Origin of the sequence: Streptomyces sp. NPDC059452, assembly GCF_042750035.1 — a bacterium.
Lineage (GTDB): Bacteria > Actinomycetota > Actinomycetes > Streptomycetales > Streptomycetaceae > Streptomyces.
The window spans coordinates 1-20,904 of sequence record NZ_JBHYVE010000004.1; the positions used below are offsets into that span (position 1 = coordinate 1).

General features: G+C 68.9%; 17 protein-coding genes. 9 read left to right on the forward strand and 8 right to left on the reverse strand.

Annotated elements, in window-relative coordinates; all coding sequences use genetic code 11:
• The 9 genes from ACFW9Z_RS07475 to ACFW9Z_RS07515 all read left to right on the forward strand — a co-directional run.
• Nucleotides 1-640, forward strand: a 640-nt coding sequence (locus ACFW9Z_RS07475; RefSeq protein WP_384635808.1) for a hypothetical protein, incomplete at its 5' end; no start/stop codon positions are given.
• 117 nt (nt 641-757) lie between these two features.
• Nucleotides 758-1,750, forward strand: coding sequence for a hypothetical protein (locus ACFW9Z_RS07480; protein WP_384635811.1), 993 nt, complete (start codon nt 758-760; stop codon nt 1,748-1,750).
• Nucleotides 1,751-1,830: 80 nt separating this feature from the next.
• Nucleotides 1,831-3,084 carry a hypothetical protein gene (locus ACFW9Z_RS07485; protein WP_384635814.1) on the forward strand — a complete coding sequence of 418 codons (1,254 nt, stop codon included), beginning with the start codon at nt 1,831-1,833 and terminating at the stop codon, nt 3,082-3,084.
• Nucleotides 3,071-5,467, forward strand: coding sequence for a hypothetical protein (locus ACFW9Z_RS07490; protein ID WP_384635817.1), 2,397 nt, complete (start codon nt 3,071-3,073; stop codon nt 5,465-5,467). The genes ACFW9Z_RS07485 and ACFW9Z_RS07490 overlap by 14 nt, the downstream gene beginning before the upstream one ends.
• Nucleotides 5,460-5,684 carry a hypothetical protein gene (locus tag ACFW9Z_RS07495; protein WP_384635820.1) on the forward strand — a complete coding sequence of 75 codons (225 nt, stop codon included), beginning with the start codon at nt 5,460-5,462 and terminating at the stop codon, nt 5,682-5,684. Before ACFW9Z_RS07490 ends, ACFW9Z_RS07495 begins: the two co-directional genes overlap by 8 nt.
• Nucleotides 5,681-6,331: a hypothetical protein gene (locus ACFW9Z_RS07500; RefSeq protein ID WP_384635822.1), complete on the forward strand. Its 651-nt coding sequence runs from the start codon at nt 5,681-5,683 to the stop codon at nt 6,329-6,331. The genes ACFW9Z_RS07495 and ACFW9Z_RS07500 overlap by 4 nt, the downstream gene beginning before the upstream one ends.
• A 119-nt stretch (nt 6,332-6,450) precedes the next feature.
• Nucleotides 6,451-7,314 (forward strand): peptidoglycan-binding protein, encoded by an 864-nt coding sequence (locus tag ACFW9Z_RS07505; protein WP_384635825.1) that lies wholly within the window; start codon nt 6,451-6,453, stop codon nt 7,312-7,314.
• 55 nt (nt 7,315-7,369) lie between these two features.
• Complete coding sequence (locus tag ACFW9Z_RS07510) at nt 7,370-7,633, forward strand: hypothetical protein (RefSeq protein WP_384635828.1); 264 nt, start codon at nt 7,370-7,372, stop codon at nt 7,631-7,633.
• Nucleotides 7,630-7,893 carry a hypothetical protein gene (locus ACFW9Z_RS07515; RefSeq protein ID WP_384635831.1) on the forward strand — a complete coding sequence of 88 codons (264 nt, stop codon included), beginning with the start codon at nt 7,630-7,632 and terminating at the stop codon, nt 7,891-7,893. The genes ACFW9Z_RS07510 and ACFW9Z_RS07515 overlap by 4 nt, the downstream gene beginning before the upstream one ends.
• A gap of 99 nt (nt 7,894-7,992) precedes the next feature.
• Here ACFW9Z_RS07515 and ACFW9Z_RS07520 read toward each other — a convergent pair whose 3' ends face one another.
• From ACFW9Z_RS07520 to nusG, 8 genes are all read right to left on the reverse strand, one after another.
• Nucleotides 7,993-11,892 carry a DNA-directed RNA polymerase subunit beta' gene (locus ACFW9Z_RS07520; protein WP_384635834.1) on the reverse strand — a complete coding sequence of 1,300 codons (3,900 nt, stop codon included), beginning with the start codon at nt 11,890-11,892 and terminating at the stop codon, nt 7,993-7,995.
• A gap of 130 nt (nt 11,893-12,022) precedes the next feature.
• Nucleotides 12,023-15,508, reverse strand: coding sequence for a DNA-directed RNA polymerase subunit beta (gene rpoB, locus ACFW9Z_RS07525; protein WP_384635837.1), 3,486 nt, complete (start codon nt 15,506-15,508; stop codon nt 12,023-12,025).
• Nucleotides 15,509-16,130: 622 nt separating this feature from the next.
• Complete coding sequence (gene rplL / locus ACFW9Z_RS07530; RefSeq protein WP_137232475.1) at nt 16,131-16,514, reverse strand: 50S ribosomal protein L7/L12; 384 nt, start codon at nt 16,512-16,514, stop codon at nt 16,131-16,133.
• Nucleotides 16,515-16,598: 84 nt separating this feature from the next.
• A complete protein-coding gene (rplJ, locus tag ACFW9Z_RS07535) occupies nt 16,599-17,156 on the reverse strand; it encodes a 50S ribosomal protein L10 (RefSeq protein WP_003966997.1) in 558 nt (185 codons plus the stop codon).
• 285 nt (nt 17,157-17,441) lie between these two features.
• The gene (locus tag ACFW9Z_RS07540) at nt 17,442-18,338 is read right to left on the reverse strand and encodes a hypothetical protein (RefSeq protein WP_384635842.1); all 897 of its coding nucleotides are present in this window, start codon (nt 18,336-18,338) and stop codon (nt 17,442-17,444) included.
• Between the two features lie 211 nt (nt 18,339-18,549).
• On the reverse strand, nt 18,550-19,272 hold the full coding sequence (rplA, locus tag ACFW9Z_RS07545) for a 50S ribosomal protein L1 (RefSeq protein ID WP_384635845.1): 723 nt from the start codon (nt 19,270-19,272) through the stop codon (nt 18,550-18,552).
• Nucleotides 19,273-19,352: 80 nt separating this feature from the next.
• Complete coding sequence (gene rplK / locus ACFW9Z_RS07550; RefSeq protein WP_003967000.1) at nt 19,353-19,787, reverse strand: 50S ribosomal protein L11; 435 nt, start codon at nt 19,785-19,787, stop codon at nt 19,353-19,355.
• Between the two features lie 176 nt (nt 19,788-19,963).
• Nucleotides 19,964-20,854, reverse strand: coding sequence for a transcription termination/antitermination protein NusG (gene nusG, locus ACFW9Z_RS07555; RefSeq protein ID WP_384635849.1), 891 nt, complete (start codon nt 20,852-20,854; stop codon nt 19,964-19,966).
• Nucleotides 20,855-20,904 lie beyond the last annotated feature (50 nt).

Below are 20,904 nucleotides of genomic sequence, written 5' to 3' on the forward strand. Positions count from 1 at the left end.
ATCTCCAGCAGATCGGCCCGACCGCACCACCCGTCGGCTTTTTCATGCCCCGGAAGGAGCTCAGCACATGGGTTTTGACCTCACCACCATAGGAAAGAAACTCGGTTACGCCGAGGACGACATCGCCGCCGTCAAGAAGGAACTCGTCGGAGTCGCACACTCCGTAAACCTCCTCAAGCCCGAACTGAACGGAATCGTCGCCGAAGCCGTGGGCGCCAATTTCGGCGTCAAGCTGTTCAACGCCGAGCACACGTTCTTCGACCTCAAGGAGATGCAGGCAAAGGCCAGGGGTGAGGACCCCGGCGACCTCAAGGCGAGAATAGACAAGATCGGCGGCGGCTCCTCTTTCCCTGCCGAGGACGGCGGCCTGATCGGGCAGCACAAGGCGAAGATCGCCGCACTGGAAGAAAAGACGACCAATGCCCGAAGGGCCGCGGATCGCGCCCAGGCAACGGCGGACGGGGCGAAAAGGGGCGCGTCCCGCGCCAACAGCGGAGTCGCCAGGATCATGTCCGGAGCCGGACGCACCGGCATACGTCCGGCCACTCCGCAGGCCGATATCACTGAAGTCAGGCAGGCCGCCAGCGCTATCAACGTCCTCGAAAACCGCGTGAACGAACTTGTCCGTGCACTGTCCTGACGCACCCACCTCACTATCCGAGAGCGAGGTTGCTCCGTGAGCCTCAAACGAGCAGTACTGAATGTTTCCTCAAGTCTTCAGGGCCTCAGGGGCAGGCTCAACGCCGCCTCCCAGGGAATGGTCGCCCTCCAACGGTCGGCCGGCAGCACCACCGCCTCCCTGTCCCGGCTCAGGACCGGTGCCGGACAGACCGGTACGGCCCTCGGCAAGCTCCGCACCTCCGCCGGCAGCAGCCAGAGCGCCGTCGGAAGGCTGCACACCGGGCTGCGCAACGCCGACTCCTCGCTCGGCAGGGCCAGGGGCGGCTCCGACCGGCTCAGGACGGCGCTGGACCGGCTCAAGGGGTCGGCGGACAAGGCGAAGAACTCCCTGCGCGACGTCAAGCGCCAGGCCGACGCCGTCGAGAAGTCCGTCGGCAAGGCAGGCAAGAACGCCGACCGGACCGGCAAGACCATGGGCGGCGGCCTCGCCAAGGGGCTCAAGGGGGCGAGCCTCGCGCAGCGGGGGCTCAACCTGGCCATGGCCGCCAACCCCTTCGGCCTGATCATGGCGCTGCTCGCGCCGCTGATCGCCCGGTTCGTCAACGTCGACAAGATCGTCGCGGTGGTGAGCAAGGGCTTCAAGTCCGGCATGAAGGCGGCGTCGAACGCGGTCTCCACCGCGATACGGGTGATGACCCCGATCCTCAAGGGCGTCGGCAACGTGCTGCTCGCCCCCTTCCGAGCCTTCGCCACCGCCATCAACACGATCATCGGCGCCCTCAACGGCATCAAGGTCTCGATCCCCGGCTGGGTCCCGGTCTACGGCGGCCGGAACTTCAGCCTCAACCTGCCGAAGATCCCGGTCCCCCACCTCGCCAAGGGCGGCGTCGTCCAGCCCCGCAACGGCGGCACCCTCGCCGTCATCGGCGAGGCCGGCGAGTCCGAGGCCGTGATCCCGCTCTCCAAGCTGGAGCGGATGCTCGGCTCGGGCGCCGCAGGCCGCGCCCAGACCGCACGCCTCGCCGCCGCCGTCGAGCGGCTCGCGGAGCGCCCGGTCCACGTCCAGGTGGACGGCCAGACCATCGCCCGCGCCGTACTCGCGGGCCACCGCCAGCTGGCCCGCAGGTAGCCCGCGAGGCGCCCCGCACCCGCGGACGCCCCACCCGCCGACACCGCATCCGCAGACAACGAAGAAGGAGGCACCCGACCATGCCACGCAACCTCTGGATCGGCCTGCCCGGACGACTGCGCGAGATCAGCCAGGCGGCCACCGCCTTCGAGCGCGGCGCCGAACTCGGGGTCACCCAGTTCACCTCGCTCGGCGGCCAGGTCACCACCCTCGCGCCCCAACGCAGCGCCCGTAAGACGAAGTTCACCTTCGACCGGCTCTCCGAGGACGACGCCGCCCACCTCGACCGGCTGGCCCGGCGCATCGACGGACCGGGCCCGATCACCGTCATCGACCCGGTCACCCGCAACCTCCTGGACCCGCTCCAGGCCGAGGGCCGCAGCCCCGGCGCTCCGGCCTCCCTGTACTGGTACGTCTCCGGGGGCACCGGCAAGCTGGAGCGGCCCTCCGGGACGGGGCACGCGATCGGCGCGTACGAATGGCGGACCGACTCGGCCGCCTCGGAGCTCAGCTGGCGCCGCCGCCCCGGCGCCGGCTTCCCGGTGGCTCCGGGCATGGAGCTGCGGTTCACCCTGCCCACCACCTGGCGGGCGGGCCCCTGCACGTCCCGTCTGCACTGGCGGGACGCGGCCGGGTCCCTGCTCTCCTCGGCGACCGCGAACGGCCACACCGTCACCGCGACCGCGCCCGCCGGAGCCGCGTTCGTCACCCCCGCCGGGGTCGCCGGCGAGGCGGGCTGGTACCCGCTCGGCGGCGCCGTCCTCACCATCGGCGATCCGCACGTGCCCACCGCGCCGGTCAACCTCCTCACCGCCGACCAGGCGGCGGGAAGGGGCCCGACGACCCAGTGGGAGACCAGCGGCGTCACCCTGTCCACGGACGCCGAGGGGTACGTCGTGGCGTCCCTCGCGGCGAACACGTCGGGCTGGATCAACCTCATCCACCCGGGGCAGCCGGGCCACCCCGTACCGGGTCCGGGCTTCGTCGGCCTGGTGCTTCCGGCGGCCCTGCGCGCACGCTCGTCGAGCTGCTCCTACACCTATTTCAACGCGGCCGGCACCTTTGTGGGCTTCTCCACCGAGTGGGGAGTCTCGAAGGTCTTCCCCACCGCCGCGCAGGTCATAGTCGGCTTTTCCTTCGACGCCGCCCCCACCGCCTTCTCCGCCCGCCTGGGCCCCACCAAGCTCCTGCACATCGACAGCACGGTCCCGCAGCTCGCGGGCGAGGGCTGCCCGGCCATGGCGGTGACCGGCTACACCGACTCCCCCGCGCGCCCGCTCCCGTACCGCACCATCTCGATCGACCTCACGGAGGTGACCAGTGCGAGCAACTGACGCCCAGGCGACCGGCGCCCTCGGAGCCGGATCGAGAATCACCGCGCACTCCACCCGCCTCGGCGGCAAGGACGTGACGGACCAGGTCCTGTCCTGGCAGCTGGAACGCAGCTACAGCACCGATCTGCCGGAAGCCATGCGCGCCTTCTCCGGCAGCTCGGCGGCGCAGCTCCAGCTCCAGATCGCGGGCACCGACGGCAGGTCCGCCCCGGCCCTCTACTCACCGTGGGCCCCCCGCACCACGGGCGATGTGGCGCGCCCGGGGCAGTCGGTGGTCCATGCGTACGGTACGGACGCGGGCACCCTGCCCGCGTTCCGGGGCACGCTCCGCAACCGGTCCGCCGCCTCCGGCACCGACCAGGTGCAGCTCACCGCGCTGGACGGGGCCGAGCGGCTGCACGGCCCCGCGGCGCTGCCCAAGCCGTACGCCGGGTTCTACTGGCGCCGCCCGGTGGCCACCGCCACCTGGTGCGTCGACGAGCTCCTGCGCCAGGCGGGCATCCACACCGGGCCGCCGCCCCGCTACCCGGACGCGGTGGCGAACGCTCCGCTGACCCTGGTCCACGCCTCCCTGCACGGCGGGTTCGCGGCACCGTACGGCCAGCCGGAGCTGGTCCCCGACCCCCGCCACTACAGCTGGGCGCGGGCGGGCGCGCCGCACGAGATGATGCTCGTCCCGCACGCCGCTCCGCACGCCAAGTCCCCCGAGACGGACGTCAGCGGGCTGATCGCCTCCTGGTTCCCGCGCAGCCGGCCGACCGTACCCGGCAGCCGGCTCTTCGCCGAGGCCTGGGTGAACAGCGCGGTCGGGATCGGCAGCACGGTCTCCCTGGAGCTGGACCTCAACGGCGAGGGCAGCCACGTCGGCCAGCTCCGGCTCTCGGCCGACTTCTCCCTCGGCCAGATCTTCATGTACTCCGGGAGCCGGGGCGCCGGCGGCTACCACATGACCTGGAACGTGCCGGACATGAAGACCCAGCCGGGCGTCTGGCACATCGGCGGCTTCTTCGATCTCTCCGGTACGGACACCACCGTGCTGCCGACCGTGCAGCCCCGGCTCACCGGGCCCGACGGGCGTAACTACACCCTCGGCCCGGGCGTCTTCTCCACCGGGCACACGACCGCCGCCCAGCAGATGTCCGAGCTCGCCCAGATGCGTCTGATCACCACGATGGGGACGGAAGGGGTACAGCTCACCAGCGGGCTGGCGGCCATTCCGTCGGTGGCCGAGTTCACCCAGAGCTGGGACAGGGGTGCGCGGCTGGACGAGGCGGTCCTGCCGCTCTACTCGGTGCCCCGGGTCTCCGGATCGCAGTGGGAGGTACTGACGCAGATCGCCAAGGCGAGCATGTCCACCGCCGAGTTCGACGAGCGGGGCATCTTCCGCTGGCACAACTGCACCCGGTTCGCCACCCTGCCCACGGCTCCCGACCTGACCCTGACCTCGGTCCGGGACATCTCCTCGCTCACCCTGACCGAGGAGATCGACGCCTGCCGCAACTACTGCGTCCAGCCGTACAAGGACTGGACGGCGGTCGCGGTCTCCAGCGGTACGACCTACTCCGACACCGTCATCCGGGAGATCCCCGGCCGCTCCACGGTGACCATCCGCTATGTGCTGGCCGACGAGGAGTTCGACATCGGCCCGCCGAACACCGACGACGACCAGAGCGTCGCGCTCGGCTTCTCGGTGCGCTTCGCGGCGACGCCCTCGGCGGGCGGGGACGCGGTCAAAGGGGTGGTCGAGGTGCTCGCCCGGCGCGAGGACGGCTATCTGGTCGTGCAGTTCACCAACCGGGGCGCCCAGCGGCTCTTCACGGTCACGGTGAACGGCAAGCCCTCCGTCTTCATCCAGACGCTGGTGCCCTCGACCGAGGCGGTCGAACGGCAGGCGACCTCCTCCTCCGCCGACGGGACCAGCGAACGCTTCTACGGGCGACAGGAGTTCAGCGCCGAGGCCAGCGACTGGGTGCAGGACTTCCGGGCCGCCCGGAACCTCGCCGACGCGATGCGGTCGGCCGGGGAGTACCCGGTCCCGGTCATCAGCGAGACCGAGGTGCTGTACGACCCCCGCATCCAGCTGGGTGACGTCGTACGGCTGGTGGACACCGTCGGCGCGGAACTGGACACCCTCGCCTGGGTCGTCGCCATCAAGACGGCGGCCACGGCGGCCGGGACCGTCCAGCAGACCCTCACCCTGCGCGGCACCCGCCCCAACGGCCTCCCGTACGACACGGGACTGACCCCGGACACGTCCGCCGACCACACCCCGCTCCCCGCCGGGCCCACCTACGGGAACGTGCGGTCGCGGTACGCGACGCTCGCCGCCCTGGCCTCGGGGGGCCGGACCTGGCGACAGGTGAAGGAGGACAGCGATGCCTGAGCATCGGCCCGAAACAACCGGAACACCCCCGGACAGCGCACCGGAGCTCTGGGGGCTGCCCGTCCTGGTCACCGTCGAGGAGCTGCCGCCCGACGCACCGGCTCCCGGGGTCCCGCCTGCCGAACCCGGCGGCGGGACGCCCGTCGAACCCGTCGCCGTGCCTGTCCCCGCGCCCGTGCCCGTCCCCGTCGAACCCGTACAGGAGGCTTCCGTATGACCACGCAGTACACCCCCCTCAGCGGCATCCCCTACCCGCAGCCGAGCGATCCGGCGGACCTCCCGGCCCAGCTCCAGTCGCTGGCCCAGGCCCTGGACGGGCGGACCGTCCTGCGCTTCGGCACGGCGGCCGAGCGGGACACCAAGATCCCGGCGCCCGTCGCGGGCATGGTGGCCTGGGTCGCCTCGCCGCCGAGGCTGACGCACTACACCGGCTCCGCGTGGACACCGGTCGGCGCCGTGCCGGTCTTCCGGATCAACTCCACCGCCGGTACGACGACGTCGACCACGTACGCCGAGACGCTGACCGGCGCCACCGGCGACCCGATGGCGGCGTCGTTCACCGCGCCGGGGTCGGGTCAGGTCATCGTGACCGTGGGCTGCTACGCCTCCAGCTCGGCGGCGAACGTCGCCTCGTACATGGGGGCCGTCGTCCGCAACGCCTCGAACACGGTCGTCCTCGCCGCCAACGACGGCCGGGCCGCGCAGACGAACGGCGTGACCCGCTCCTCCCTGTCGACCCAGTTCCTCGTCACGGGCCTGGCCCCCGGCGCGACCCACACGGCCACGCCCGCCTACCGGTCCGCCACCACCGCCAACACGGCCACCTTCGGCACCCGCTACATCCGGGTCGACCCGATCATGTGACCCGCCCGGCGCACCCCCCTCACGGGAACGGCCCCGGCCCCCGCACACAGCGGCGGGCCGGGGCCGTTCCCGTCCCCCTCCGACCCCAACCCGTAAAAGATCATGAGGAGGTACGTCCCATGGCAGCCCCCCTGTCCGCCGACGCCTTCGTCCGCGCCCTGCGTGCCGAAGGGGCCCGCGTCACCGAGCACACCGGGTGGCGCGGCCACCACCGCAACCACAAGGGAGCCTGGGGCCCGGTCCACGGCGTCATGCTCCACCACACCGCCGGGTCCGACAGCGTCGCCTTCTGCCACCGCGGCACCCCGGACCTGCCCGGCCCCCTGTGCATCGGCGTCGTCGACAAGTCCGGGCTGGTCCACCTGATCGGCTACGGGCGCACCAACCACGCGGGCAGCGGCTCGGCGGCCGTCCTCGCCGCCGTGCGCGCCGGAGCGCGCCCGCCCGCTCCCGGGGTGGACGCGGTGGACGGCAACGCCCGCTTCTACGGCTTCGAGATCGAGAACCTCGGCGACGGCCGCGACCCCTACCCGGCCGCCCAGCTCGACGCCGTGGAACGCCTGTCGGCCGCGCTGTGCCGGGCCCACGGCTGGTCCGCCGCCGGAGTGATCGGCCACAAGGAGTGGACCCGGCGCAAGATCGACCCGACGTTCCCGATGGACGGGATGCGGGCCCGGATCACCGGCCGACTCCGGCAGGGACCCGCCCGCCCCACACCCGCACCCGCCTCGCCGCTCGCGGCCTTCCCCGGCGGCGCCTTCTTCCGGCCCGGCAGCCGCAGCCCGCTGTTCACGGCGGTCGGCAGACGACTGGTCGCCGAGGGCTGCGGACGGTACGCGGTCGGCCCGGGGCCCGTCTGGAGCGAGGCCGACCGCCGCTCGTACGCCGTGTGGCAGCGCAGGCTCGGCTACACCGGCAAGGACGCCGACGGCGTGCCGGGCCCCGCGTCCTGGGCCGCGCTCAAGGTTCCCCGTACCTCCTGAATCCCCCTGCCCTCCCTGCCCTCCTCACTTCTCACGAACGGAAAGGTGCCACCTCATGTCCGAAGCAACCAGGCGGTCCCTGCGCACCCTCGTCCAGACCGCCGTCGCCCTCGCCGTCGCCCTGCCCGCCCTCGTCGACGCCTCCGGTGTGGCCGAGGGCCTGCCCTGGGCGGCCGGGGCCGCGGCGGTGGCGGCCGCACTGAGCCGGATCATGGCTCTGGACTCCGTACAGCGTCTCCTGCCCCGCCCCCTGCACACCGGGGCGGACGACGGCCGGGAGCTCGCCGCCCTGCTGCGTGCCGAGCGGAGGCGCGGATGACCGATCCCGCACACAGTGACCCGGCGGCCGTCGCCCTGGAGCTGGAACGGCTGCGCGGCACGGTCGAGGTCGGCTTCGCCCGGGTCGACGGCTCGCTCGCCCTGCTGGTGCAGCGCAGTGACCAGAGCGACGGCCGGCTCGCCGAGCACGAGACGCGGCTCGACGCCCTGGAGCGGGCCCGCTGGCCGCTGCCCAGTATCGCCGCGGTGACCGCCGTGGCCGGTGTGGTCCTGTCCGTATGGCAGCTCACCGGCAACTAGCGTCTTTCGTGTGGATCACGCCCCCGGACACGCCGGAGGGCGGCCACCCCGTGACGTACGGGGTGACCGCCCTCAGGCGTTCAAGCGAACGCCACTCGCTTACTGGTTGTACGGACCGTAGTCGTAGTCCTCCAGCGGGACGGCCTGGCCGGAGCCCGTGCCGAACGGCGAGTAGTCGATGTCGTCGTAGCCGACGGCCGAGTACATCGCGGCCTTGGCCTCCTCGGTCGGCTCGACCCGGATGTTGCGGTAGCGGGACAGACCCGTACCGGCCGGGATGAGCTTACCGATGATGACGTTCTCCTTGAGGCCGATCAGGGAGTCCGACTTGGCGTTGATCGCCGCGTCGGTCAGGACCCTGGTCGTCTCCTGGAAGGACGCCGCCGACAGCCACGACTCGGTGGCGAGCGAGGCCTTGGTGATACCCATCAGCTGCGGACGGCCGGAGGCGGGGTGGCCGCCCTCGGTGACCACACGACGGTTCTCGGTCTCGAACTTCGACCGCTCGACCAGCTCGCCCGGAAGCAGCTCCGCGTCGCCGGACTCGATGATCGTCACACGGCGGAGCATCTGCCGGATGATGATCTCGATGTGCTTGTCGTGGATCGACACGCCCTGCGAGTTGTAGACCTTCTGGACTTCGCCGACCAGGTGGACCTGGACCGCACGCTGGCCGAGGATGCGCAGCACGTCGTGCGGGTTGGTGGCACCCACGGTGAGCTTCTGGCCCACCTCGACCGGGTCGCCCTCGCCCACGAGCAGACGGGCACGCTTCGAGATCGGGAACGCCGTCTCGTCGCTGCCGTCGTCCGGGGTGACGACGAGCTTCTTGGTCTTCTCGGTCTCCTCGATCCGCACGCGGCCCTTGGCCTCGGAGATCGGGGCGACACCCTTGGGCGTACGGGCTTCGAAGAGCTCGACGACTCGGGGCAGACCCTGGGTGATGTCGTCACCGGCCACACCACCGGTGTGGAAGGTACGCATCGTCAGCTGGGTACCGGGCTCACCGATGGACTGGGCGGCGATGATGCCGACTGCCTCACCGATGTCGACCAGCTTGCCGGTGGCGAGCGAGCGTCCGTAGCAGAAGGCACAGGTGCCGACCGCGGACTCACAGGTCAGGACCGAGCGGGTCTTGACCTCCTCGACTCCGGCGCCCACCAGGGCGTCGATCAGGACGTCACCGAGGTCGACGTTGGCAGGCGCGATGACCTTGCCGTCCACCACGACGTCCTCGGCGAGCATGCGGGCGTAGACCGAGGTCTCGACGTCGTCCGTCTTGCGGAGCACGCCGTCGGCGCCCTTGACGGCGATCTTCAGCTTGAGGCCGCGGTCGGTGCCGCAGTCCTCCTCGCGGATGATCACGTCCTGCGAGACGTCCACCAGACGACGGGTCAGGTAACCCGAGTCGGCGGTACGCAGGGCGGTGTCCGCCAGACCCTTACGGGCACCGTGCGTGGAGATGAAGTACTCCAGAACGGTGAGGCCCTCGCGGAAGGACGCCTTGATCGGACGCGGGATGGTCTCGTTCTTCGCGTTCGACACCAGACCACGCATACCGGCGATCTGCCGCATCTGCATCATGTTTCCTCGGGCACCCGAGTCAACCATCATGAAGATGGGGTTGGTCTTGGGGAAGTTCGCGTTCATCGCCTCGGCGACCTCGTTGGTCGCCTTGGTCCAGATCGCGATGAGCTCCTGCGTGCGCTCGTCCTTGGTGATCAGACCGCGCTCGTACTGCTTCTGGACCTTCTCGTCCTGCTCCTCGTAGCCCTTGACGATGGCCTTCTTGGCCTCGGGCACGACGACGTCGGAGATGGCCACGGTGACGCCCGAACGGGTCGCCCAGTGGAAGCCCGCCGCCTTCAGGTTGTCGAGCGTCGCCGCCACGATGACCTTGGGGTAGCGCTCGGCCAGGTCGTTGACGATCTCGGAGAGCTGCTTCTTGCCCACCGAGTAGTCGACGAACGGGTAGTCCTCGGGCAGCAGCTCGTTGAAGAGCGCACGGCCCAGGCTGGTACGCAGCCGGAAGGTGTCACCCGGCTGGTACTCGGGCTCGCCCTCCTCGGCGACCGGCGGCACCCAGCCGCGCGGCGGGATGGTGCCCACCGGGAAGCGGATGTCGACGGTGGACTGGAGCGCCAGCTCGCCGGCGTCGAACGCCATGATCGCCTCGGCCGTGGAGCCGAACGCGCGGCCCTCGCCCTTGGTGTCACGGAGATCGCCGTCGGTGGTGAGGAAGAACAGCCCCAGCACCATGTCCTGGGTCGGCATGGTGACGGGACGACCGTCGGCCGGCTTCAGGATGTTGTTCGAGGACAGCATCAGGATGCGGGCCTCGGCCTGCGCCTCCGCGGAGAGCGGCAGGTGCACGGCCATCTGGTCACCGTCGAAGTCCGCGTTGAACGCGGTGCAGACGAGCGGGTGGATCTGGATGGCCTTGCCCTCGACCAGCTGCGGCTCGAAGGCCTGGATGCCGAGGCGGTGCAGGGTGGGCGCACGGTTCAGCAGCACCGGGTGTTCGGCGATGACCTCTTCGAGGACGTCGTACACGACGGTGCGGCCACGCTCGACCATGCGCTTGGCCGACTTGATGTTCTGCGCGTGGTTCAGGTCCACCAGGCGCTTCATCACGAACGGCTTGAAGAGCTCCAGCGCCATGGCCTTGGGCAGACCGCACTGGTGCAGCTTGAGCTGAGGGCCGACGACGATGACGGAACGCGCGGAGTAGTCCACACGCTTACCGAGCAGGTTCTGACGGAAACGGCCCTGCTTGCCCTTGAGCATGTCGCTCAGGGACTTCAGCGGGCGGTTACCGGGACCGGTCACCGGGCGACCGCGGCGGCCGTTGTCGAACAGCGCGTCGACGGCCTCCTGCAGCATCCGCTTCTCGTTGTTCACGATGATCTCGGGGGCACCGAGGTCAAGGAGACGCTTGAGGCGGTTGTTGCGGTTGATCACACGGCGGTACAGGTCGTTCAGGTCGGAGGTCGCGAAGCGGCCACCGTCCAGCTGCACCATCGGACGCAGGTCCGGCGGGATGACCGGCACGCAGTCGAGCACCATGCCCTTGGGCTTGTTGCTGGTCTGCAGGAACGCGGAGACGACCTTGAGGCGCTTGAGCGCACGGGTCTTCTTCTGGCCCTTGCCGGTGCGGATGATCTCGCGGAGGCGCTCGGCCTCCTCGTCGAGGTCGAAGGACTCCAGGCGCTTCTGCAGCGCGGCGGCGCCCATGCAGCCGTCGAAGTACGTGCCGAAGCGGTCACGCAGCTCGCGGTAGAGCAGCTCGTCGCCCTCCAGGTCCTGGACCTTGAGGTTCTTGAAGCGGCTCCACACCTCGTCGAGACGGTCGATCTCGCGCTGCGCACGGTCGCGCAGCTGCTTCATCTCACGCTCGGCACCTTCGCGCACCTTGCGGCGTACGTCGGCCTTGGCGCCCTCGGCCTCCAGCTCGGCCAGGTCGGTCTCGAGCTTCTTGGCGCGGGCCTCCAGGTCGGAGTCGCGGCGGTTCTCGGTCTGCTGGCGCTCGACGGAGACATGCGCCTCCAGGGACGGCAGGTCGCGGGTACGACGCTCCTCGTCCACGAACGTGATCATGTACGCGGCGAAGTAGATGACCTTTTCGAGGTCCTTCGGCGCGAGGTCCAGCAGGTACCCGAGGCGCGACGGGACGCCCTTGAAGTACCAGATGTGGGTGACGGGAGCGGCGAGCTCGATGTGGCCCATCCGCTCACGGCGTACCTTGGCGCGAGTGACCTCGACGCCGCAGCGCTCACAGATGATGCCCTTGAAGCGGACACGCTTGTACTTGCCGCAGTAGCACTCCCAGTCCCGGGTCGGACCGAAGATCTTCTCGCAGAAGAGTCCGTCCTTTTCGGGCTTGAGCGTGCGGTAGTTGATGGTCTCCGGCTTCTTCACTTCGCCGTGGGACCAGGTCCGGATGTCGTCCGCGGTGGCAAGGCCGATCCGCAGCTCGTCGAAGAAGTTGACGTCGAGCACTTGTCGTCAATCCCTCTTTCGGGGGTTCGAGCCCCCTCGCGTGAAAGCGAGAAATCGGGGCACTTCAGCAATGGTCTGAACGGGTCCGGGGAGAGCCGGCCGGATCACAGGGATCCGGCCGGCGAACCCGTCAGACCTCTTCGACGCTGCTCGGCTCGCGCCGGGACAGGTCGATACCGAGCTCCTCCGCTGCGCGGAAGACGTCCTCGTCCGTGTCGCGCATCTCGATGGACATGCCGTCCGAGGAGAGCACCTCCACGTTGAGGCAGAGCGACTGCATTTCCTTGATGAGCACCTTGAAGGACTCGGGGATGCCCGGCTCGGGGATGTTCTCGCCCTTGACGATGGCCTCGTAGACCTTCACGCGGCCGGTCACGTCGTCGGACTTGATCGTCAGCAGCTCCTGGAGGGCGTAGGCGGCGCCGTACGCCTCCAGTGCCCACACCTCCATCTCACCGAAGCGCTGTCCACCGAACTGAGCCTTACCACCCAGCGGCTGCTGGGTGATCATGGAGTACGGACCGGTCGAACGCGCGTGCAGCTTGTCGTCGACCAGGTGGTGGAGCTTGAGGATGTACATGAACCCGACCGAGACCGGGTCCGGGAACGGCTCGCCGGAGCGGCCGTCGTACAGCTTGGCCTTGCCGGAGGGCTGGACCAGGCGGTCGCCGTCGCGGTTGGGGATCGTGGCCTCGAAGAGACCGGAGATCTCGTCCTCGCGCGCACCGTCGAAGACGGGGGTGGCGACGTTGGTGCCGGGGGCGACCTGGTCGGCGCCGATGGACTGCAGGCGCTTGGCCCACTCGTCACCGAGGCCGGAGACGTCCCAGCCGCGGCTGGCGAGCCAGCCGAGGTGGATCTCCAGGACCTGTCCCGGGTTCATTCGGGACGGGACACCCAGCGGGTTGAGGATGATGTCGACCGGGGTGCCGTCCTCCAGGAACGGCATGTCCTCGATCGGCAGGATCTTCGAGATGACGCCCTTGTTGCCGTGACGGCCGGCGAGCTTGTCACCATCGGTGATCTTGCGCTTCTGCGCGACGTAGACGCGGACCAGCTGGTTCACGCCCGGCGGCAGCTCGTCGCCCTCTTCGCGGTCGAAGACGCGGACGCCGATGACCTTGCCGATCTCACCGTGCGGCACCTTCAGCGAGGTGTCGCGCACCTCGCGCGCCTTCTCACCGAAGATCGCGCGGAGCAGGCGCTCCTCGGGGGTCAGCTCGGTCTCACCCTTGGGCGTGACCTTGCCGACGAGGATGTCACCGGCGACGACCTCGGCACCGATACGGATGATGCCGCGCTCGTCGAGGTCGGCGAGGACCTCTTCGGAGACGTTCGGGATGTCCCGGGTGATCTCCTCCGGGCCGAGCTTGGTGTCACGGGCGTCGACCTCGTGCTCCTCGATGTGGATCGAGGAGAGGACGTCGTCCTGCACGAGGCGCTGCGACAGGATGATCGCGTCCTCGTAGTTGTGACCCTCCCACGGCATGAACGCCACGAGGAGGTTCTTGCCGAGGGCCATCTCACCGTTCTCGGTGGCCGGGCCGTCGGCCAGCACCTGGTCGGCGATGATCCGGTCGCCCTCGGAGACGACGACCTTCTGGTTGACCGAGGTGCCCTGGTTGGAGCGCATGAACTTGGCGATGCGGTACGTGGTGTACGTGCCGTCGTCGTTCGTGACGGTGATGTAGTCCGCGGAGACCTCCTGGACCACACCGTCCTTCTCGGCCTTGAGCACGTCACCGGCGTCGGTGGCGCAGCGGTACTCCATGCCGGTGCCGACGAGCGGGGCCTCCGACTTGATCAGCGGCACCGCCTGACGCATCATGTTCGCGCCCATGAGGGCACGGTTGGCGTCGTCGTGCTCCAGGAAGGGGATCATCGCGGTGGCGACGGACACCATCTGGCGCGGCGAGACGTCCATGTAGTCCACCTCGGAGGCGGGGACGTAGTCGACCTCTCCCCCACGGCGGCGGACCAGGACACGCGGCTCGGTGAAGCGCAGCTCGTCGGAGAGGGTCGCGTTCGCCTGGGCGATGACGAAGCGGTCCTCCTCGTCGGCGGTGATGTAGTCGACGTCGTCGGTGACCTGGCCGTCGACGACCTTGCGGTACGGCGTCTCGATGAAGCCGAACGCGTTGACGCGGCCGTACGAGGCGAGCGAACCGATCAGGCCGATGTTCGGGCCTTCGGGGGTCTCGATCGGACACATGCGCCCGTAGTGGGACGGGTGCACGTCACGGACCTCGAAGCCGGCCCGCTCACGGGAGAGACCACCCGGGCCAAGAGCCGACAGACGGCGCTTGTGGGTGAGACCCGACAGCGGGTTGTTCTGGTCCATGAACTGCGACAGCTGGCTGGTGCCGAAGAACTCCTTGATGGAGGCGACGACCGGCCGGATGTTGATCAGGGTCTGCGGCGTGATCGCCTCGACGTCCTGGGTCGTCATGCGCTCACGCACGACGCGCTCCATCCGCGCCAGGCCCGTACGGACCTGGTTCTGGATGAGCTCGCCGACGTTGCGCAGACGACGGTTGCCGAAGTGGTCGATGTCGTCGGTCTCGACGACGATCTCCCGGCCCGACTCACCGATCGTCTCGGTCTCACCGGCGTGCAGCTTGACCAGGTACTTGATGGTCGCGATGACGTCGTCGGTGGTGAGCACCCCGGCGTCCAGCGGCTCATCGGCGCCGAGCTTCTTGTTCACCTTGTAGCGGCCGACCTTCGCGAGGTCGTAGCGCTTCGGGTTGAAGTAGAGGTTCTCGAGCAGCGTCTGAGCGGCCTCGCGGGTGGGCGGCTCGCCCGGGCGCAGCTTGCGGTAGATGTCGAGCAGCGCGTCGTCCTGGCCCTGGGTGTGGTCCTTCTCCAGGGTGGCGCGCATCGACTCGTACTCGCCGAACTCCTCAAGGATCTGCTCGGTGCTCCAGCCGAGCGCCTTGAGGAGGACGGTGACGGACTGCTTGCGCTTGCGGTCGATGCGGACACCGACCATGTCGCGCTTGTCGATCTCCATCTCCAGCCAGGCACCCCGGGACGGGATGATCTTGGCGGAGAAGATGTCCTTGTCGGACGTCTTGTCGATGGAGGAGTCGAAGTAGACACCCGGCGAGCGGACCAGCTGCGACACGACGACACGCTCGGTGCCGTTGATGACGAAGGTGCCCTTGTTGGTCATGAGCGGGAAGTCGCCCATGAAGACCGTCTGGGACTTGATCTCGCCGGTCTCGTTGTTGGTGAACTCGGCCGTGACGAAGAGCGGCGCGGCGAACGTGAAGTCGCGCTCCTTGCACTCGTCGATCGAGTTCTTGGGGGGCTCGAAGCGGTGGTCGCGGAACGTAAGCGACATCGACCCGGAGAAGTCCTCGATCGGTGAGATCTCCTCGAAGATCTCCTCCAGGCCGGACTTGGTGGGGACGTCTTGTCCACTGTCCAGAGCAGCCTCGACGCGAGCCTTCCAGGCGGCGTTGCCGAGGAGCCAGTCAAAGCTCTCGGTCTGCAGCGCGAGGAGGTTCGGAACCTCGAGGGGCTCCTTGATCTTTGCAAAAGAGATGCGCAGCGGGGCGGTGCTGGCACCGTTGTTCGTATTCGCGGTCGAGGCGTTGCGCGAGGCGGCCAAGAGGGGGTCCTTCCGAGGGCTCGGACTCACTACGCGCGTACCGGTCCCGCATTGGACACCCAGACACACCGTCCCGAACCGGCCGAAAAGGCCAGCTCAGCGAAGGTCGGTCATCGATGCTCAAGTGCGGGCATGCCCCTGGTGACGGGCAGGAGGCAGCTAACAGGCAGCGCAAAGGGTCAGTGTAGCCAAGCGGCACACTGATGTCCAGTCGGGGTTCTCAGAGACCCACGTTGCTCTCAACAGCTGTTCTCAACTACCTATGTGGTCAGGCCCTCGCGCGGGGTGCGCTCTTCTTTACTGCCCTCTTCACTCTCGATCCATGCCTCGGATACGGATCGAAGTGAGGACGCGTCCTGAGAATTGCGCGCCTCGTGCCGTTCGTCAAGGCCCACCGGTCCGGACGGGTCCTCCGGGAGCTCTCTCCGGCCGCCCCGGGAAGCCCTCGGGAGGCCCCTGGGCGCCCCGCGAGAGGCGCACGGCGAAGATCACCCTACTCGTCACCGGCAGAAGTTCAAGGCAGCCGCCACGGGTACGCCGAAGGGCGACCACCCGGATGGATGATCGCCCTTCGGTGCGGACGCGTGACGCGCCCGCGGGGAGTCCGTGGACTCCCGGGGTGTTACTTGACCTCGACGGAAGCGCCGGCGGCCTTGAGGGACTCGGCAGCCTTCTCGGCGGCCTCCTTGGCGACCTTCTCGAGGACGGGCTTCGGGGTGCCGTCGACGAGGTCCTTGGCCTCCTTCAGACCCAGCGAGGTCAGCTCACGCACGACCTTGATGACCTGGATCTTCTTCTCGCCGGCGCCGGTGAGGATGACGTCGAACTCGTCCTGCTCGGCCTCGGCCTCGGCCGGGGCGCCGCCCTGGGCGGGACCGGCGACGGCGACGGCCGCGGCGGCGGTGACGTCGAACTTCTCCTCGAAGGCCTTGACGAACTCGGAGAGCTCGATGAGGGTCAGCTCTTCGAACTGCGCGAGCAGCTCTTCCTGGGACAGCTTCGCCATGACAGGCGTCCTTCCACTATTCGGCAGGTGCCGGGTGTATGTGTCGGCGGGCGTACGTGGAGCCCGCTGGACCGCTGAGCGAAATTACTCGGCGGCCTCGGCGGGAGCCGGAGTACCGGCACCGCCCTGCTCTTCCTTCTTGGCACGAAGAGCTTCCGCGGTGCGGACGAACTTGGAGGGCAGGGCCTGGAAGACCTGCGCCGCCTGCGTCTGCTTGCCCTTGAAAGCACCGGCCAGCTTGGAGAGCAGAACCTCGCGGGACTCGAGGTCCGCGAGCTTCTTGATCTCATCGGCGGACAGCGCCTTACCGTCAAGGACACCGCCCTTGATGATGAGGTTGGGGTTGTCCTTGGCGAAGTCACGAAGACCCTTCGCCGACTCCACCGGGTCACCGGTGACGAAGGCAACCGCCGTCGGACCCGAGAACAGGTCGTCCAGCGTGTCGATCCCGGCCTCGTTGGCCGCAATCTTGGTCAGCGTGTTCTTCACCACGGCGTACTGGGCGTTCTCACCGAGCGAACGGCGCAGCTCCTTGAGCTGTGCCACGGTGAGACCCCGGTACTCGGTCAGCACGGCGGCGTTCGAGCTGCGGAACTGGTCCGTCAGCTCGGCTACCGCGGCAGCCTTGTCGGGCCTTGCCATGAGCGTCGGCCTCCTTCCGGGTGATGAGGACCGCTCAGAAGGGGCCGGGAAAGACGAAACGCCCCAGCACAAGTGCCAGGGCGCGGCTCGACCGGACAGAGTCCGGGAGCAGTTCCACAGTCACCTGCGCAGGTCGTCCGATCTAGCGGAACCTTCGGTCACTGTCCCTCTTGCGAGAGCGCAGCGACGACCAGCGGTCTTTGGCTTCCTGTGGAGCGTACGCGACCGGGGGCGCGCCGGGCAAATCCGGCGTCGCCACCCCGGTGCGGGAGGTGTGGCCGCAGGTCAGGAGGGGCCTGCGCCCTCTTCCTTCAGCAGCTCCGCGAAGTCCGCGGTGTCGGAGGCCGGCGGCTTCTCCACGGAGACGTCCGTGCCGTAGTCGCTGTAGAAGGCCGTCGTGTTGAACGCGCCCAGCGCGCTCTCGCCGCGCTCGGTCTTCTTCACCAGCAGGTCGTTCTTGTCGACCCAGATGTCGACGGTCTGCGTGGTGATTCCGGCGGCGGAGAGCTGCTCCTTGAGGGCGGCGAGCTGCTCGGCGTCCAGGGCGCTGTTCCGCGCAGTCAGCTCCGCCACGTCCACCGTGCCGGAGTAGCGCGTCGCGGAGACGCCCCGGACGTCCTCCTGGCCGACCTTCTTGACGTCCCCGGCGGCCAGCAGGGCCTTCACGCCCTCCTGGGGGTCCTGCTTCTGCAACTGCTCCTTCATGGCGTCGCCCGCGGGCCCGCCGAGCTCGGCGAAGTCATCGAAGGCGTACCGGACCCAGCGCTTGCCGCCCGACTGCTTGGCGAAGTCCTCGCCCATGTCGGCGTAGTACGCGTCCTTGAAATAGCGCGCCTCGACCGACTTGGGGCCGCCCTGCTGCTCGGCCAGCTTGCCGCCGGTGTACGTGATGGTGAGCGAGCCCGTGAGGCCGTCCGCCCAGCTGATGGTCCCCGCCTGCTTCATGGAGACGGCGTCGCCCATCGTGGAGGTGCCCTCGACCCGGGCCGACTGGGTGGTGTCGGCCTTCTTCTGGATCTGCTGGAGCGCCGCGACATGGCTCGCCCCGGCCACGCCCGCGGCCGCCGGCTTCCCCGCCGTACCGGAGCCGCTGTTTCCGCCCCCGCCGCTGCAGGCCGCCACCGACATCAGGGCCACCACTGCGGCCCCCGTACCCACCCGGCGTATCGTGCTCGTCCTCATCGGACCGGTCCACCCCTCGTATCGTCCTGCCGTACCCGTCCCACACTGGCACAGGGCACTGACAGTCACCGCTTCTCACGGGAACGCCCTCACGGACACGTCCCGCGCGTTCTTCCTTCGGATACGAAGACGGGCCCCGCACCTCGAAAGGTTGCGGGGCCCGTCCACACAGTGCACGCGTCCGACGCGGCTACCGGGTGAGCGCGGTGGCTCAGACGGCGGCCGGGTCCTCCTCGACGAGGAGGTTGCGGGTGCGGTTGGCGTCCAGCGGGATGCCGGGGCCCATCGTGGTGGCCAGCGTGGCCTTCTTGATGTAGCGGCCCTTGGCGGCGGACGGCTTCAGACGGAGGATCTCCTCCAGCGCCGCTGCGTAGTTCTCCACCAGCTTGGTCTCGTCGAAGGAGACCTTGCCGATGATGAAGTGCAGGTTGGAGTGCTTGTCGACGCGGAACTCGATCTTGCCGCCCTTGATGTCGTTGACAGCCTTCACGACATCGGGGGTGACGGTGCCGGTCTTCGGGTTCGGCATCAGACCACGCGGACCGAGCACGCGGCCCAGGCGGCCGACCTTGCCCATGAGGTCCGGGGTGGCGACGACGGCGTCGAAGTCCAGACGGCCCTTGGCCACCTCGTCGATGAGCTCGTCGGCGCCGACGATGTCGGCTCCGGCGGCTTCCGCGGCCGCAGCACGGTCACCGGTCGCGAAGACCAGGACCCGGGCGGTCTTGCCGGTGCCGTGCGGGAGGTTCACGGTGCCGCGGACCATCTGGTCGGCCTTGCGCGGGTCGACACCCAGGGCAAAGGCGACCTCGACGGTGCCGTCGAACTTCGTGGTGGCGGTGTCCTTGGCGAGACGGACGGCCTCGAGCGGGGCGTAGGTGCGCTCCCGGTCGATCTTGGCGTCCGCAGCGCGGAGGTTCTTGCTGCGCTTCACTTCTACTCCTGTGGTTTCAGAGTGTGGAGTCGTGGTGCGGACCAGCGCTTGGTCCTACCACTGGGGGCTACGGGGCTGAATCAGCCTTCGACCGTGATGCCCATGGAGCGGGCGGTGCCGGCAATGATCTTCGACGCGGCGTCGAGGTCATTGGCGTTCAGGTCGGGGAGCTTCGTCGTGGCGATCTCGCGGACCTGGGCGGCCGTCAGCTTGGCGACCTTGGTCTTGTGCGGCTCGCCGGAGCCCTTGTCCACACCCGCGGCCTTGAGGATCAGCTTGGCGGCCGGCGGAGTCTTCGTGACGAAGGTGAAGGAGCGGTCCTCGTAGACCGTGATCTCCACCGGCACGACCATGCCACGCTGCGACTCGGTCGCGGCGTTGTAGGCCTTGCAGAACTCCATGATGTTGACGCCGTGCTGACCGAGCGCGGGGCCGACCGGCGGGGCCGGGTTCGCCGCACCGGCGTTGATCTGGAGCTTGATAAGCCCCGTGACCTTCTTCTTCTTGGGAGGCATTGCTCTCTCCGGGTCCTATGAGAGTGTTTCGCCGCCGATTCCGGTCATCCGGATGGAGGCATACCGCACAACGATAACGGGTATAGCTGTGCGACCAAAAACCCAGCAGGTCAGAGCGGCTGCGAAGCCCCTCTGACCTGCTGGGTAGGCATGTGTCCAGAAACCGGCGGGAAGCGCTAGTTCTTCTGGATCTGGTCGAAGCTGAGCTCGACCGGGGTCTCGCGGCCGAAGATCTCGACGAGGCCCTTGACCTTCTTCGAGTCGGCGTTGATCTCGTTGATCGTGGCCTGCAGCGTGGCGAAGGGGCCGTCGGTGACGGTGACCGCGTCGCCCACCTCGAAGTCCAGCACCTGGACCTCGACCTTGCGGGACGGAGCCGGCTTGCCCTCGGCCTCGGCGGCCTCGCGGGCGGCCTTCTCCTCGGCCTCCGGGGCGAGCATCTTGACGATCTCGTCCAGGGTCAGCGGGTACGGGTCGTAGGCGTTGCCCACGAAGCCGGTGACGCCCGGCGTGTTCCGCACGACGCCCCAGGACTCGTTCGTCAGGTCCATGCGCACCAGCACGTAGCCGGGGAGCTTGTTCTGCCGGACGTTCTTGCGCTCGCCGTTCTTGATCTGGACGATTTCCTCCTCAGGCACCTCGGCCTGATAGATGAACTCCTCCACGTTGAGCGAGACGGCGCGCTGCTCCAGGTTGGCCTTCACACGCTTCTCGTAACCGGCGTACGTGTGGATGACGTACCACTCGCCGGGGAGCGTGCGGAGCTCTTCGCGCAGGGCGGCGACGGGGTCGACGGGGGCGGCCGGCTCGGCCTCTTCCTCATCGGCGCTCTCGTCGTCGGCCTCGGCTTCGGCGGCGTCCTCGGCCGCCTCGTCCTCGTCGGCAGCTACGGCCTCGGCGACGGCGGCGTCCTCGTCGGCCTGGACGGTCTCGTCCGCCTCGGCCTCGACAGCGGCCTGGGCAGGCTCCACGGAGTCAGCAGCCTCAACGATGCCGAGCTCGTCCTTGCCGGACTTGGAAGCGCCCGCCTCGGGCTCGGCGGCGTCGTTCAGGTTCGGGTCAGACACGGTGGCTGCTTCTTCCTGGATACAAAGGGTGGAACATGCGGAGGGGGGCG

Coding starts and splice junctions, on each gene's coding strand:
- ACFW9Z_RS07480 (WP_384635811.1), top strand. CDS start 758: ATGGTCGCCCTCCAACGGTCGGCCGGCAGCACCACCGCCTCCCTGTCC.
- ACFW9Z_RS07485 (WP_384635814.1), top strand. CDS start 1,831: ATGCCACGCAACCTCTGGATCGGCCTGCCCGGACGACTGCGCGAGATC.
- ACFW9Z_RS07495 (WP_384635820.1), top strand. CDS start 5,460: ATGCCTGAGCATCGGCCCGAAACAACCGGAACACCCCCGGACAGCGCA.
- ACFW9Z_RS07500 (WP_384635822.1), top strand. CDS start 5,681: ATGACCACGCAGTACACCCCCCTCAGCGGCATCCCCTACCCGCAGCCG.
- ACFW9Z_RS07505 (WP_384635825.1), top strand. CDS start 6,451: ATGGCAGCCCCCCTGTCCGCCGACGCCTTCGTCCGCGCCCTGCGTGCC.
- ACFW9Z_RS07510 (WP_384635828.1), top strand. CDS start 7,370: ATGTCCGAAGCAACCAGGCGGTCCCTGCGCACCCTCGTCCAGACCGCC.
- ACFW9Z_RS07515 (WP_384635831.1), top strand. CDS start 7,630: ATGACCGATCCCGCACACAGTGACCCGGCGGCCGTCGCCCTGGAGCTG.
- rplL (WP_137232475.1), bottom strand. CDS start 16,514: ATGGCGAAGCTGTCCCAGGAAGAGCTGCTCGCGCAGTTCGAAGAGCTG.
- rplJ (WP_003966997.1), bottom strand. CDS start 17,156: ATGGCAAGGCCCGACAAGGCTGCCGCGGTAGCCGAGCTGACGGACCAG.
- ACFW9Z_RS07540 (WP_384635842.1), bottom strand. CDS start 18,338: ATGAGGACGAGCACGATACGCCGGGTGGGTACGGGGGCCGCAGTGGTG.
- rplK (WP_003967000.1), bottom strand. CDS start 19,787: ATGCCTCCCAAGAAGAAGAAGGTCACGGGGCTTATCAAGCTCCAGATC.